The sequence below is a fragment of the Elusimicrobiota bacterium genome (assembly GCA_026388095.1).
GTDB lineage: Bacteria > Elusimicrobiota > Elusimicrobia > UBA1565 > UBA9628 > UBA9628.
The window spans coordinates 95,486-109,577 of record JAPLKL010000007.1 but is presented as its reverse complement, the minus strand read 5'-3'; the positions used below and the strand labels follow the sequence as shown (position 1 = coordinate 109,577).

The window sequence follows — 14,092 nt, the reverse complement described above, 5'->3', positions numbered from 1 at the left end:
TGACCGAAAAGGCTGTTCTCGTGTTCGCATGCATCGCAGGCCTCTCCACCGCAGGCAGGCTCCACGCCGCAGGATTGGAGAGCCTAGCCGCCGGCGCTGGCCGGGACTTCGCGCGCTCCCTGGCAGCGGACAAGCCCCTTTCCATCGCGCCCGCGGCTTTGGCCCAGCGCAGGCAGGCCGTCATGGCCGCGGCCGACGAATTCAAGCGGCTGGCCGCGGCTTTCGCGAAAGGGACCGCGCCCAAGAAGGAAGAATTGGCGGGCTGGCGCGCCGGCAGGATATTCGACCAGTCCTTCCCCGACGACCCCGGCTCGGTGCTGCTGGCGGGCGCGGACAAGCTCGTGGCCTTGGTGCTCTACGCCGGGCCGACCTTTTACGAGAACCTGGACGCCGACCTCGCCGCCGGAGTGGCGATCTTCATAAAGGACGACGAGAAGAACTGGACCGCGCCGCAGTTCGGCCCCGCCGGGGCCGCCTTCGAGAGGATCCTGCCTGAATACGAGAAGGGATTCTCCCGCTACGAGGCGCGCAAGGCGGCCGACAACACCCTCCTGCTCAAGCACGTCTGGCGGAGCGAACTGGGCGGCTCGGTGAGCGGCGGGACCGAATACGCATTCTTCACCAAGAACGTCACGCCATAGCGACGGCTGACAGATATCGGCCATGATCCCGGTCAACCTCCACCAGCTCTACTATTTCTGGGTCATAGCGAAGTCCGGGAGCATCACCTCCGCGACCAAGTGCCTGTTCCTGAATCAGTCCACCCTGAGCAAGCAGCTTAGGCAGTTGGAGACGACCTTGGGCAAGCGCCTCATGGTCAGGACGCGATACGGGGTGACCTTGACCGGGGAAGGCCGGCTCGCCTTCGCTTATTGCGACCGCGTATTCCCCCAGGTGGAAGAGCTGGTCGCGCTCCTGCGCAGCGATGCCGCGGCGCATTCCCCGAGCGTCAGGCTGGCGGTCAGCCGCTCCATCGCCCGGGACAAGGTCTTGTCATTGACCCGCTTCATCAAGGGTCTCAAGGGGCCGGTCACGGTCAAGGTCGTCTCCGGCAGTCCCGACGATCTCAAGCAGCTCTTCGACCGGCGGGCCGTCGACATCGTGCTGGCGGATACGGATCTTTCATCCGTCTTGGGCCGCGATTGCCGGGCCAAACTGGTCGCCAGCATCCCGCACTACTTCGTCGCCTCGGCCAAGCTGAAGGGCCAGGATTTTCCAGGCGTCCTGGCCCGGGTGCCGCTCATGCTGCGGTCGGCCGACAACCCCCTGCGCAAGGCGGCGGACTATTTCCTGCGCAGCAACAAGATCGTGCCCAACATCGTGGCCGAGCTGGACAGCCCCGACCTGATCTTCGCCATGGTCCTGGCCGGGGAGGGCGTCGGGGTGCTGGATCCCATAGGGATCAGCGACCATCTGGAGCGAGGACGGGTGGTCAAGCTGCACAGCCGTCCCATAGGGATCCGGGAGAACCTCTGGCTCCTGTGCAGCCAGCAGCCGTGCTCCAGCGCGCAGGCGCAGGCTGTGGTGGACACGCTGATGACGAGATTCAGGCTGAGCCCGAAGCGCTGACGCCTGGCCCTCGCCGCCGCTCATGGCTATTAGGCATGGGATATATGGCTATTATCGTCTTAATCAAACGCCCAAACCACCGCATAATGGTCAATAGGGGCCCAGGTCAAATGCCATGAAGACCGGCGGACGCCTCCGGGGTTTTACGCTCATCGAGTTGCTGGTGGTGGTCCTCATCATCGGCATCCTCGCCTCGGTCGGCGTCCCGCAGTACTTCAAGGTCGTGGAGAAGGGCCGCGTCGCCGAGGCGGTGGCTTATACGGGCACCCTGAGGCGGGCCCAGGAGCGGTACTGCCTGTACCGGGGCTCCTACGCCGGCGACGCCAACGTGATGGACACCGGCGTGCCCAAATTCAAATACTTCGACAATGCCGCGACCGTGACAGGCGGGGCCGCCGCCGCGGGTTGGACGGTCGTCTTCACCCGCAAGGCGGGAGCGCCGACCGCCTACGGCGCTTACACGGTCACCTTCAACTCGCTCACCGGGAACTTCAGCTCCAACTCCGCCAACGCCATAAACGACTTGCTGCCGAAATGACCTCGCCGCCGGATCGCCAGCGGGCTAGAAGCTGATTTCTTCCAGCACGTCCGCTAGGTTCTTGGAGTTCCTGATCCAGCGGCCGTGGGCTCCGACAGGAAGGCCCATCTCGATGCAGGCTTCGCAGAGTTCCCGGAACCGGTCCACCCTCTCGCGATAAGTGTTCTGACCGTCGCGGGTCTCCCAACGCTCGACATCGCAGGAGGTCAGGCCGAAGCGCTCCTGATGCCGGTCCAGGAACGAGCCCTTCTCGATGCGGCAGCCGACGAACGCCGTCGCGACGTGGTGGATGTGGGCGCGGTTCCTTTTCACGAAAGCGATCGTCTGCGCGAAATCCGCGCGCCTCTCGGTGGGGAAGCCGATGACCAGATTCACCGCGCAAATGATCGAGTTAAGATGAGTGTTCCGGATGACCTCTTCCGCGACTTCCAGTGAGAAGCGCTTGCCCATGTCCGCGAGGACTCTCTCGGAGCCGCTCTCCAGCCCATAGTTCAGCTGGATGCAGCCGCCCTCACGCAGCAGGCGCAGGACAGCGAAGGTCATCTCGGAGCGCAGCATGGCCTGCCCCAGCCAGGCGCAGATGCTCAAGGGGGGGCGCTGCTCCTTCATGAGCCGGGCGAACTCCGTCAAGACCTGCATGTCCGCGTTGAGCGATGGGTCGTCGAAGCGCACCCGATTGACCGAGGGCAGGGCCAGGGACTGATGCCGGAATTCCTCGAATATCCTTTTCCCGCTCATGGTCCGGTACTTCCCATCCAACAGCCATTCGATGCAGAACCGGCAATCCCAGGTGCAGCCGCGGTTGACCCGGAATTCCAGCTGGCCGGGCGAGCCATATTGGCTCAATGGGTAGTCGCTGAAATCATGGAAGGGAAGGTCGTCCAGATTCGCGACGGGAAAAGACCGACCCTCGATCAAGCTCTCGCCGCGGCAGGGCCCTCCCAGGCCGTCCAGGAGCTTCGGCAAGGCCACGTCATCTTCGCCCCAGATGATGCAGTCGAAAGGAGCCGCCGACGATCCGGCCCAGCCGCTGGTCTCCTGGCTGACGATCCGCCGGCCCGTGAAAACAAGAGGCAAGGACGGGTTGGCGTTCTTGAGCATGCGGGCGACCGCCGCCGTCGTGTCGACGTTGAGCGTGCCGCTCTTGAAGACCACCAGCTCCGGACGCTGCCCCAGGATGCGGTCCCGCAGCGGGCCGAGCTGGAAGTCTTGAAGGTGAGGCCCGGCGTCTCGCAGCCGCCGATGCTTGAGATCATACTTGGTGTATTTCCAGAGCTTCCGCTGCCGATAGAGCTTATGGAAGACCTCGTTGTTGAGGTCCAAGGCGACGGTCTCATGGCCATGGGACCTCAGCACGGCGGCCGTCATGGCCAGCTCGTAGGGTGGGCACTCGCGCCGGGTCACCGGCAAGGTGGTCAGGAGGATCCTCATCGACGCCGCTATAGTAGCATGACGGCCCCTGAGTTGGAAATCAATTCACGACCGGCCGGGGCCGCGTCAGGGCCCTCCGATGTTGGTAGAATGTCCGCGTGAAAGGCAGCGAGCGTCTTTGCCGCTATTCCTACGAGCTCGCGATGCTGCTCGGCCTCCTGACCCTCGTCCTCGCGCCTGTCCACTATCGCTCCACCCGCTTGCTCAACGTCTGGCAGACCCTGCCGGGGGACCGGATACTCTTGCGGACCGCAGAGGCGCAGGACCTGCGCTTGAGCGCCGGCGATCCCCTCCCTGTCTACCGTTTCAGCCGGGACTGGAAGACCGAGATCGGTCGCGTCAGGGTGGTATCCGTCACCGGCGAGTACATCCTTTGCCGGTACGATCCGGGCCGGTTCCAATGGCCGATGGGGCGCCAGGGCACCGTCACTTCGGTCGGCGATCCCGGCACAGTCAACATCAATCTCGGCCGCGGCGCGCGCCTCGGGGAAGGCGACCAGCTGGTCCTGTTCCATGAGCGGACGCGCGTGGGCAGAGTCCGCCTGGTCAGGGTCGGCGAAGAGGAGTCGACCGCCGAGGTTCTGGCGGCTCCCGCCGCGCCTTCTCTGCTCGGCCTGACCGCCGGGGAGTTCATCGTCCCCACCACGGCGGCGGTCTTCCCCAGCCGGACCCTGCGCCATGTCGAACTGGCCTTGATCGCGCTCCTGCTCCTGGCCTGGGCGGCCGCGGCCGCCGCCGGCCGTCCGGTCTTCGGGCTGGCTCGCACGGCGTTGAGCCGTCTGGCCCCCGCCGGTCTCGGACCTCGGGTCGTTTGGGCGCTCCATTGCGGGCTGGGCGTGCCCGTCGCTTGGTACCTGGGGAGGTTCTTGGTGTTCCTGGCCGTCCACATCCTCGGCAAGCTGGGATTCTTCCCCGGCGATTTCCGGTTCGCTCCGACAGGACTGCATGCGGCCATCCTCCTGGTGGGAGCCGCGTATTACGCGATATTCTTCACGACCAAACGCTCCCCCTGCCGCGCGCTTTGGGACGCCCTCGCTTATAGGCCGCCCGCTCCCGGCCGGGGAGATCGGAAATGGCTGGATTGGGGTCTCCATCTGATCATCGCCTGCGCTTTCGCGCGCACTTTGCACCTGTTCCTGGCGGCCAACCTGGCCGAGATCCTCAGGGTCGCCTGGCCGCAGGCGCCGGTCCTTTCGGGCGGCCTCTGGGGTTGGGCGCGGAGTCTCGCTTATGCGCTGACCCATGCGCCGAGGATCGACACCGCGGAAGACTTCTTCCGGATCGCGAGATACCTGCTCTGGTCCGTGACCATCGTGGGCTGCCTATGGGGTTATGCGCACACCGTCGTCTCGATACTCTGGAAACGGGCGATCCGCGGATTGGATTTCACCATCCTGGGCTGGATCACCAACGCGTCCTGCTACCCCATGCTGGGCGCGGTCGTGGTCCAGGTCCTGCCTCCCTTCGTAGGGAGCGGACCCACGGTCGCCCAGGGTCCCTGGTACGGATTGATGCTGGCGGCGGAATTCGTCCTGAACCTGCTCTACACCCTTTCCATCTGGAACCTGGGCAAGATGTTCGGCGTCATGACCGACAAGGGCGTCCGCACCACGGGCTTTTACAGCGTCGTGCGGCACCCGAATTATGCCCTGGAAGCGCTGATGTTCCTGGTGCTGGAACTGCGCGGCTTCGCCACCGCCTCCAACTGGATCGCCGGCATCCTGCTCTATGCGTTCCTGTATTGGATCCGCTCGGAGAGGGAAGACCAATTCATGTCCCGCTCGAATCCCGATTATCTCGCGTACCGGGAGAAAGTGCCCTGGAAGTATTTCCCTGGACTGATATAGCGGCCGGGCTGGCCTAGCGGGGCGCGGGACCGGAGGCTTTCCGGCTGCGGGCTTTGAGATTGTACACCGGCCCCGCGGCCTGCCCCATGATCTGATCGCGGGTCGCCATCCCGTAGCCGGTCGCGGCCGTGGCCGCTGCGGCCCGGGGCTGCGGACTGTCTTGCGGCGCCGCTTGCGGGGCCGGCTCGGCCGGACTGGCCGCTTGGGCGATGGCCGGCTGGGCGCCGGTCTGGGGCGGGAAGAACACCTTCCTGCGCGAGGAGGTGATATCGACGAAAGGACGGGTGACTACGAGGTGCTTGGCAGGGGCCGAGGTCATGGGCGCTGCGACCGGGGCCGGCTCTGCCGCCGGCGCGATAGGCTCCGAAGCGCTCGGCAGGGGATCCGTGACCAGCGTCTCCTCCTGTTTCGGGCCGGCGGGCGCCGGCACGGCGGGCTCGCCCGGCGCCCTCCGCGGGAAGGCGCGCCGGGCGGCCGGAGCGGGCTGTTGCGGAGCTCGGCCGATGAAGGACAGGCCCACGAAGAACCCGGCGACCACGCAGGCGACTACGACCACGGTGGCGAACCAGAATTGCACTCTGCGCTTGAACTCGGAAGGGGGTTTCACGATCTCCATGCGTTCGGCACCTCACTTCTGAGTATACGTCGCTCGCGCTGGATGCACAAGGGGCCGGGGGCGGGCCGGGGGCGGGGTGACTGGGGGGAAAAGCTGGGGTCCCCTTTGGGGCAGTTCGGGGAACCAAACTCGTAATTAAACGGGCTATTTCCCCGTCTTACCGCCGTTTGGACCTTCCGAAGGAAGCAACACTCGCCGCCCGGCTACGCTTCCTTCGAAAGGGCCTCGGTGTGACCCTCGAGCAATTCTCGCAGATCACCGGCCTGGCGCGCAACACAATCGCTCGAGTCGAGCGCGATGAAACCAGGCACGTGGACCCGCGAATTCTCGGCCGGCTATTGCCCCAGTTCGCCAGCCGGTTCAAAGAAGCATTCCCGGAGTCTGGCGGAGATCCCTATGACTTTCTGATCCCACCCAAGACCTTGGGCGCTTGGCTGAAGAATCAGAGGCTTCGCCTGGGAATGCCGCAGAAGAACCTCGCCAAAACCCTCGGCGTTCACGCCTACACCATCATCCGGTACGAATCCAATCGAACGAAACCCGACAAGAGCGTCCGACGTCGGCTTCGGGCGTTGCTCGGCGACGGCTTCGAGCCCTTCTTGGAGCGTGCTACAATATGATTTGGAGCCCGGTGGTTGACCCTCAACGCTCGACCAACCCAGTGTTGCGCCGCGAAGGAGACCGTGCCATGAACCCATCCATCCCCCATAAGACATTCGCCAGAGAACTTGCATGAGCGACTTAATTCCCGCCTCTCCCGCGCCAGGCGGCGACATCCTCATCTACCAGGCGGACGACGGTCGCACCCGACTGCAGGTGCGACTGGTGGACGAAACGGTTTGGCTTACCCAAAAGCTGATGGCTGAGTTGTTCCAGAAGGACGTCCGTACCATCAACGAGCACATTCAGAACATCTTCAAAGAAGGCGAACTGGCCGAGACTTCAGTTGTCCGGAAATTCCGGATAACTGCCGCCGACGGCAAATGCTACGCTACGGCGCACTACAACCTCGACGTCATCATCTCTGTCGGCTACCGGGTCAAATCGCATCGCGGCACGCAATTCCGCGTCTGGGCCACGCAGCGGCTGCGCGAATACATCGTAAAAGGCTTCGCGATGGATGATGAACGGCTCAAGCAGCGCGGCGGGGGGAACTACTTCGAGGAGCTGCTGTCGCGCATCCGGGATATCCGGTCGTCGGAAAAGGTCTTTTGGCGCAAGGTGCTGGAGATTTACGCGACCAGCATCGACTACGACGCGACCACGGAGGCGTCGCAGCAGTTCTTCGCCACAGTGCAGAACAAGATGCACTGGGCGGCGCACGGCCAGACGGCGGCCGAGGTCATTCATGGGCGGGCTGACGCGGCGAAGCCGCAGATGGGAATGACGAACTGGGTGGGCGCCAAGCCGATCAAGGCGGAGGCGGTCATCGCCAAGAACTATCTGTCCCCGAAAGAACTCGATGCCCTCAACCGCATCGTGACGGCTTATCTGGAATTGGCGGAAGTCCAGGCCTTGAACCGCCGGCCCATGTATATGCGGGACTGGATCGCGAAACTGGATGATTTCCTGCGCTTGAGCGGACGAGACATCCTCAAGAATGCCGGCAAAATTACGCACGAACAGGCGGCGCGCAAGGCCGAACTGGAGTTCGAGAAATACCACCGCGCGCAACTCGCCGAACCGTCGCAAGCGGAGAAGGATTTTGATGCCGCGGTAGAAAAATTTAAAAAGCTGCCTGCGCCCGGCCGGAAGAAGAAGCAATCATAAGCAGCCCCACGGCCCTCGTCCAAAAACTCTGGAACTACCGCAACATGCTGCGTGATGACGGCCTGCCCCACGGCGACAAGCCCGCACTTTATTCCTTGGGAGAGGCTATCGGAGAGGCGACCCGGCTCACAAAGTCCGAGAAACTCCTGACATCCTGAGACGATGAAAACCAAAGACCGGAAGCTTCCGAAATTCGAATCCGTTGCTGAAGAAGCAAAATACTGGGAGACTCATTCCCTCGCGGAGCACCTTCGCGAGTTCAAACCCACCAAGGTCCGCTTCAAACGCCGCTCGAAGTTACTCTCCGGGCAATTGGTTCACCTTTCTGCCCCAAAGGGTCAACCGAGCACCGGTCCGGACTTGAACCAAAAAAAGCACGGCCGCGAAAGCAAAAACTCGCTGACGCGGCCGCGCGACGGAGAGCTGGGGTCGCTTATTGAACGACGTTAGGACCTGTCTCCTACAGGCAGTCTAGCATTTTCTCCAAATCTCGTTCCGGCCAGACCGCAGGGCACTTCGGCGGGAAGAGGGCCGCCCTGGCCCGGCAACGCGGCCTGGAGCTGCTGGCGGGCCGGAGGCCCCGGATCGCGGCCCGGACTGCGCTGGTGGTTAGGCTCCGGCCCAGGATAGGGGCCCAAGGCCGCCCAGGCTGCGCCAGACGGGCCTTCTCGCCCGCTTCCGGCCCTTTGCCCCCCGGTCCCAAGCCCTACCGCGCCACTGGCGGCCCTGGGCGCAGTTCTGCCCGCATCCGCCTTCGGTGACTAGGACAATTTGCCAAAACGTCCTACTTGGTACAATACGATAGTTGCTGTTATGTATTGACAGTCTGGGATTGGTATGCTATACTAAAACTATGGAAAAAAGTGGGATAAAATGCGCGGAATGCGGCCTTTAAGCGATTCGGAGATAGCCCAGGTTGCTTCAAGGCTTGGGGTCCGGGATCGCGCCTTCTTCATGCTCGGAGTCCGTACAGGGTTCCGGGTGTCGGAACTGCTGAGCCTGCGGGTGGCCGATGTTGTCCACGGCGGCGAGGTCGCCAAATTCGTTGGCGTCCAACGCCGCAACATGAAAGGCCACATCGAGGGCCGCACGGTCCCGCTGCATGATGAGGCCCGCGCCGCGCTGGCGGTGTGGGTCGTGGAGCTGGACGCCAGGGGCGCGGCGGCCGAGTCGCCCTTGTTCCTTAGCCGGGAGGGCGGCGCCGTGAGCCGGACGCAAGCCTGGGCCATCTTGACCGCGGCCTATCGCGCTGCCGGCGTGTTCGGCAGGATCGGGACGCACGGCATGAGAAAAACTTTCGCGGCGCGGGTCTATGAACGCCTGGACCATGACTTGATCCGGACGCAAAAGGCCATGGGACACCGGAGCCTTTCTTCAACCGCGGCATACTTGAGTTTTGCGGAGTCGGAGGTTGACGCCGCTATCATCGGAGCATAGGAGAAAAAAACACCATGACGCTTCCAGAGTTCATGACGCAAAAAGAGTTGGCCGCCATCATCCGCGTGTCGCCGCTAACGGTTCACCGGCTGACGAAACGCGGCGAGCTTAAAGCCTTCAAGATCGGGCGGTCCCTGCGCTATGCGCGCGCCGATGTTGAGGCGTATGTTGACGGCCGCCGCAAGGTGTTCGGAAAATGAAGAAGGATGAGTTGAAAAAGGCGCGCAGAATAATCAAGACGGCGCCGTGGAAGGTCGCCAGTTCGGCGCGCTATAGGACCTCGCCCCATAGTTATATAATCGCGCACAAGAGCGGACCGGGGTGGGGTTGGTTCGCCGATCTCATCAAGGCATGGGGCAGACGAAGGACGTGGCATGGCCATGCTTACAAGTATCTCATCATTGACGGCGAAGCATTCTGGGTGGATTTTCCAGCCCTGAACCGTGCCGCCGAGGATACGCTTGATCCGGTGGAGCCGGTGCAGGATCAACTTCTTTGATTTTTTGGGAGGGAAAGTGAGTCTCATCTATGACCCAGAGGGAAAGGCTAGGGAGTATTCGCCGTTGGCGCTGAATACCTATAAAGGCTGCTCAGCGGGATGCGATTACTGCTATGTGCCACCCATGATGAGGCGGTTCAGGTCCGGGTACGACCACGCGGACGTACAGCCGAGGGACTTCCTGCCGGAGCTGAGGAGGGAACTCGCCCGCGGAGCCCCCAAGGACCAAATCCTGCTCTGCTTCACCTGCGACCCCTACCCGAAGGTGGAGCTGAAGCACGGCTTCACGCGGGCGACCCTGGAACTGCTGAACGAGTTCGGCTGCGCGGTGGCGATCCTTTCCAAGTCAGGGCGCCTGCTCCTGAGGGACCTGGAGCTCTTCAAGGCCTTCAAGGGCAGAATCAAGGTCGGGGCCACCCTGACCTTCAGCAGCAAGGCGGACTCCAAGAAGTGGGAGCCAGGCGCAGCCCTGCCGGAAGAGAGGCTGTCGGCCCTGCGCGAGCTACATGAGGCCGGCATCAAGACCTTCGCCTCGTTCGAGCCAGTGCTGGACCCTCTCCAGTCTCTGGGGCTGATGAAGGCGGCCCTGCCCTTCGTGGACCAGTTCAAGGTCGGGAAGCTCAACCACCACCCACTGGCCAAGGAAATCAACTGGCCCAACTTCCTGGTGGAGTCGCTGAAGATCCTGCGGCCGTCGAGGAAGGCATTCTACATCAAGAAGGACCTGAGGGAGTTCGCGCCGGCCGGACTCAAGTTATCCGAGGCAGAGGCAGACCAGGACGCCCTCGCGCGCACACTGAGAAGCGACTCCGATGTGGTCGGCCTACACGAGAGCGGCAAACGTGACTATCGGTCACGGTTGATGCTTTAGAAATACTGGTAAAATCGTTATTTCGGCTAGGCCGGATTTTGCTAGACTTGGGGCTGTCGTGCAGGAGGACAATAGAGAAAAACGATAGTTGAGTAGATTTTGGCTTCACCGGGGCCGCGCGTAAGAGCGCGGTAAGCTCACCTCGACGCTGAGGGGGCATATGCGAAACCGGATTGAGGCCGCTGATGTACTCGTGCTTCGGCACGGGGAAAGGCGGCATTCAGTCCTGGTTATTCGCATAGCTGGGGTTGGGTGCCGCTGATTCTTTCAGGGCATCCTCCGACGGATGATTGGGAAGGTCTTGGCCGGGAGGGAACATGAACTGTACTCAATGCGGCACCGCATTCACGCCCGATCAAAAATTCTGCGGCAACTGCGGGCAGGTCCTCAAGGCCGTGACGGCACCTGACAAGGGAAAACCATCGAAACCGCCGCAAGCGAACTCGCCAACAACCAATTTTGCAGAAAGGGATACGATCACCTGCGCCTGCGGGGCTTTGCTTACGCCCCTCGTCGATGCGTCCACGATCTGTAGCAGCTGCGGGCAAGTCCTTAAAGCCGCGGCGGCACCAAACATCGAGTCGGCAGTGCAAAAATCCCAACCACCGCAAGTGAATTCGTCAGCCAGTGAACCTTCTGAGAAATCATACAACAGCGTCGCCAGCTTCCTATCTTCTGGTAACTTCCCACCATCACAAGAGGTGCCAGAAGCGAATCAAGAAAGGATTAAGACATTTAAATTCGACGCACCGGCATGGACAGCAATTGCGGTCTGTTTCTTGCCCATCCTGTTCTCGTGGGTAACGCTGCGTCGGGGGTATAGCCTGGAAAGTCGTCTCAAGGCGTTCGGCTGGATGATTGCTTGGACTATCATCGTCGGAAGAATCATAGTGTACCTGATAGCTGGTGACCTTGAGTTTCCACAGCCTGAGACATTCTCCCCAAAAATGGCAGCTCCAGCGGTGGCATCTGCACCTGTTTTCATCAAAGAAACCTGCTATCAACTTTCAACGACAATTGGGCCTAGCTCAAAATTGTCGAACCTCCAGAAAGAAGAACTCTGGAAACAGTTTGAGGGCAAGGCATTCAAATGGAAGTTACGTGTGGCCGAAGTCAGCTCGGGCATGTTTGGTGGGTACACAGTCCAGTACAAGTGCGCTCCCAATTCTCCCTCCCTAATTCAGGACATACAGATCAAGTATCCTGAATCAAAAAAAGATTCTGTGCTCCACCTCTCAAAGGGCTCCGACTACGATGTCACGGGTATTCTTCGGACACAAGGCACACTGCTCGGAATGACGGCCGACGACCTGCCTTAGCATGAGTGGCGGTCGGCCTACCAAAGCGCGCTCTACGAGGTGCTGATAGTGCGTGGCTAATCGCTAGGGTGGAGTTGGTTGCTGCTGATTCATTCAGGGCACCCTCTCCAACGGATGTCTGATGAGATGGCTGATGAAATTGACAAGTCTCAAGATCACGGATAAACTGTCGTCATATCACTCTAAGGTGACCGACGCAGGGTGCTGCCCATGGGAGGTCCTATGGTTTCAACGATGATTCTCGCCCTCAACATGATCGGGGCTGTGCCCATTTTTGCAGGGCAATGTGCCCCGCCATCGTTTTACACTTCGCTACCACGGGACCGGGAGTGGTATTACGGGGTCGCCAAGGACCCGGACACTGACAAGGCGCGTCTTCAGGCCATCAAGAATCTCGGCAAACAGGTAACCGGCGACTTGGAAGTCTGGGATTCCACAGATGTGGAGAAGGTGGCTGGCCCCGGCCGGGACCGTTGGGAAGTGGCAAAAGAAGTAGGCCGACTGCTCCCCCAAAGCACACTGCTGGCAGGATGGGAGCAGGACGATTTCGAGAAATGCAACGATTACAGCTATGTGTTAGTCCGCATCGAGAAAGAGCGCGTAAAAAAATTCGTCCAGGAGAACGCGAAATTCAAGGACAGTGTACTGGAAAATCTGACGCAACGTGTGGAAAAGGTCGAGACGGATGTGAAGACCCTACAGGATGTCTCTGAGAAGCATGAGAAAAATCTATCGAAGAATACTCAAAGCATCGACACTCTGACCAAGCGTCTCAATCGACTCGAAACCCAATTTGTCGAACTGGAGAAGAGAAAGACGGTATTCAGCAAGGATAAGGACCTACATGAGATGCACCTTGCCCTCAGAAACCGGATCGACGATGTTAAATCCGTCGCCTTAGCCGGCAAATCCCCTGAAGAGTTCCAACGCAAGTTGGCTATGGCAGAAGGTTCTCTTAGCGCCCTCAACGAGCGCCTGAAGAAATACGATGAAATCCATCAGCGGATTATGGAACATAAGTCTGTCCTTGCTGATGCGGAGCGGAGAGAAACGGTCGCCTACGCGAACAAGAGGTTGGACAATGGGACCGCTACATTTGAGGACATAACCGATGCCCTCGATGCCTTCAAGGAAGAGGGCCGCTTAAGCGCGGCGTGTGAGTTTCTCCACAAGGCAATTAACAAAAAGAGTTCCATTACTAAGGATGAGATGGGAGAACTGGAGTCTCAACTAGTTTATTTGGCACACGATAATTATGATATTGATTCGGTCATGCGGGACGGTGAAGCCTTCCGAAGAAAATATCCAGAAAGTTCGCAGTATGCACAAATCCAGCACTACATGGCCGAGGCCGAATCGTGGCGACGGCGGATGTCGCCGACTCAGCTTGAGGCATTGCGTCAAGAGCAACAGGCAGATGCAAAGGAACTGTATGGACCGTCCGCTTCGTTGCTGCATGGCCAGTCTCGGAAGATGCGGCGCCAGAGCCAAGAGCGCGTGGGGCGGTGAGTGCGGACCGGCGAACCGCGCCGGCGCTCGGCTGCGGCCGCAATCTTGGACTCCGGGCCAGCCGCGCCAGACGCGGCCAGGGCGCACCCTAGCGACGCATTCTAGGCGGCTTCCGCCACAATGTAACGTTCTGGCGTTTGGTCTCATAATGGGGACCTGGGGTCTCAACCAAAGCTGTTCTATGAGCACGACGGGAATAGGGCTGCCGCAAGTTGTAAAATAACTCAGACGCACAGGCGACCGCGAGCGCTGACGATCCGGGCCATCCCGATTGCTGGAAATTCCCTTTAGAGTATTTCACTTGATTCAACCACGAATTCTTCATACGATTTAGTTAGCCGTAATGTTCTTTGAGGCGTTGATATTGGTTCAGTCCCTCCAAACAAAAAAATGGGACACCAACTCTGGGATGGAGATTTCGGATATCCAGTAGTAACACTGGGTTCCAAGAGAAATCTCGGCGTCATCTATGGCAGAGCAGGTAGGTAACGGACTTAAGAAAGTGGTCATACGTAATCCCTCTCCAACACGTCTGGAGGGATAGAAGAAACCACGAAAAGCCCGTCGCTGGACAGATCGTGCTTGAGAGCCGGAATGGTTCTCGTCCAATGGAAGTATCTTCCAAGCATGGTCTTTCCAGTGACGGGCTTTTTTTTGGTATAGGAGGCCATGTGTCAAATCATGAA

At 60.6% G+C, this 14,092-nt stretch carries 15 protein-coding genes; 13 read left to right on the top strand and 2 right to left on the bottom strand.

Going from position 1 to position 14,092, the window contains the following annotated elements:
* Positions 1–20 precede the first annotated feature (20 nt).
* The 3 genes from NTY77_01955 (at position 21) to NTY77_01945 (ending at position 2,107) form a co-directional block, all read left to right on the top strand.
* On the top strand, positions 21–641 hold the full coding sequence (locus tag NTY77_01955) for a hypothetical protein (GenBank protein ID MCX5794244.1): 621 nt from the start codon (positions 21–23) through the stop codon (positions 639–641).
* Between the two features lie 22 nt (positions 642–663).
* Positions 664–1,569, top strand: a complete 906-nt coding sequence (locus NTY77_01950) for a LysR family transcriptional regulator (protein ID MCX5794243.1) — start codon at positions 664–666, stop codon at positions 1,567–1,569.
* 115 nt (positions 1,570–1,684) lie between these two features.
* Positions 1,685–2,107, top strand: a complete 423-nt coding sequence (locus NTY77_01945; protein ID MCX5794242.1) for a prepilin-type N-terminal cleavage/methylation domain-containing protein — start codon at positions 1,685–1,687, stop codon at positions 2,105–2,107.
* Positions 2,108–2,131: 24 nt separating this feature from the next.
* On the opposite strand, the gene NTY77_01940 is transcribed toward NTY77_01945, so the two are convergent.
* Positions 2,132–3,538 carry a radical SAM protein gene (locus tag NTY77_01940; protein ID MCX5794241.1) on the bottom strand — a complete coding sequence of 469 codons (1,407 nt, stop codon included), beginning with the start codon at positions 3,536–3,538 and terminating at the stop codon, positions 2,132–2,134.
* 98 nt (positions 3,539–3,636) lie between these two features.
* On the opposite strand from NTY77_01940, the gene NTY77_01935 reads away from it, so the two are divergent.
* Positions 3,637–5,385 (top strand): hypothetical protein, encoded by a 1,749-nt coding sequence (locus tag NTY77_01935; GenBank protein ID MCX5794240.1) that lies wholly within the window; start codon positions 3,637–3,639, stop codon positions 5,383–5,385.
* Positions 5,386–5,398: 13 nt separating this feature from the next.
* On the opposite strand, the gene NTY77_01930 is transcribed toward NTY77_01935, so the two are convergent.
* The gene (locus NTY77_01930; GenBank protein MCX5794239.1) at positions 5,399–6,001 is read right to left on the bottom strand and encodes a hypothetical protein; all 603 of its coding nucleotides are present in this window, start codon (positions 5,999–6,001) and stop codon (positions 5,399–5,401) included.
* 167 nt (positions 6,002–6,168) lie between these two features.
* Here NTY77_01930 and NTY77_01925 point away from each other — a divergent pair, with 167 nt between their 5' ends.
* The 9 genes from NTY77_01925 to NTY77_01885 all read left to right on the top strand — a co-directional run bounded on the left by NTY77_01925 (position 6,169) and on the right by NTY77_01885 (position 13,406).
* Complete coding sequence (locus NTY77_01925; protein MCX5794238.1) at positions 6,169–6,621, top strand: helix-turn-helix transcriptional regulator; 453 nt, start codon at positions 6,169–6,171, stop codon at positions 6,619–6,621.
* 112 nt (positions 6,622–6,733) lie between these two features.
* Positions 6,734–7,771, top strand: a complete 1,038-nt coding sequence (locus NTY77_01920; GenBank protein ID MCX5794237.1) for a virulence RhuM family protein — start codon at positions 6,734–6,736, stop codon at positions 7,769–7,771.
* Positions 7,772–7,933: 162 nt separating this feature from the next.
* Entirely contained in the window at positions 7,934–8,221 is a 288-nt protein-coding gene (locus NTY77_01915; GenBank protein MCX5794236.1) for a hypothetical protein, read from the top strand.
* Between the two features lie 432 nt (positions 8,222–8,653).
* Entirely contained in the window at positions 8,654–9,208 is a 555-nt protein-coding gene (locus NTY77_01910) for a tyrosine-type recombinase/integrase (protein ID MCX5794235.1), read from the top strand.
* A 14-nt stretch (positions 9,209–9,222) separates the two neighbouring features.
* The gene (locus NTY77_01905; GenBank protein MCX5794234.1) at positions 9,223–9,408 is read left to right on the top strand and encodes a helix-turn-helix domain-containing protein; all 186 of its coding nucleotides are present in this window, start codon (positions 9,223–9,225) and stop codon (positions 9,406–9,408) included.
* The gene (locus NTY77_01900; protein MCX5794233.1) at positions 9,405–9,707 is read left to right on the top strand and encodes a hypothetical protein; all 303 of its coding nucleotides are present in this window, start codon (positions 9,405–9,407) and stop codon (positions 9,705–9,707) included. The genes NTY77_01905 and NTY77_01900 overlap by 4 nt, the downstream gene beginning before the upstream one ends.
* A 124-nt stretch (positions 9,708–9,831) precedes the next feature.
* Positions 9,832–10,578, top strand: a complete 747-nt coding sequence (locus NTY77_01895; GenBank protein ID MCX5794232.1) for a hypothetical protein — start codon at positions 9,832–9,834, stop codon at positions 10,576–10,578.
* 317 nt (positions 10,579–10,895) lie between these two features.
* Positions 10,896–11,897 (top strand): zinc ribbon domain-containing protein, encoded by a 1,002-nt coding sequence (locus NTY77_01890; GenBank protein MCX5794231.1) that lies wholly within the window; start codon positions 10,896–10,898, stop codon positions 11,895–11,897.
* 222 nt (positions 11,898–12,119) lie between these two features.
* Entirely contained in the window at positions 12,120–13,406 is a 1,287-nt protein-coding gene (locus NTY77_01885; protein MCX5794230.1) for a hypothetical protein, read from the top strand.
* Positions 13,407–14,092: the final 686 nt, after the last annotated feature.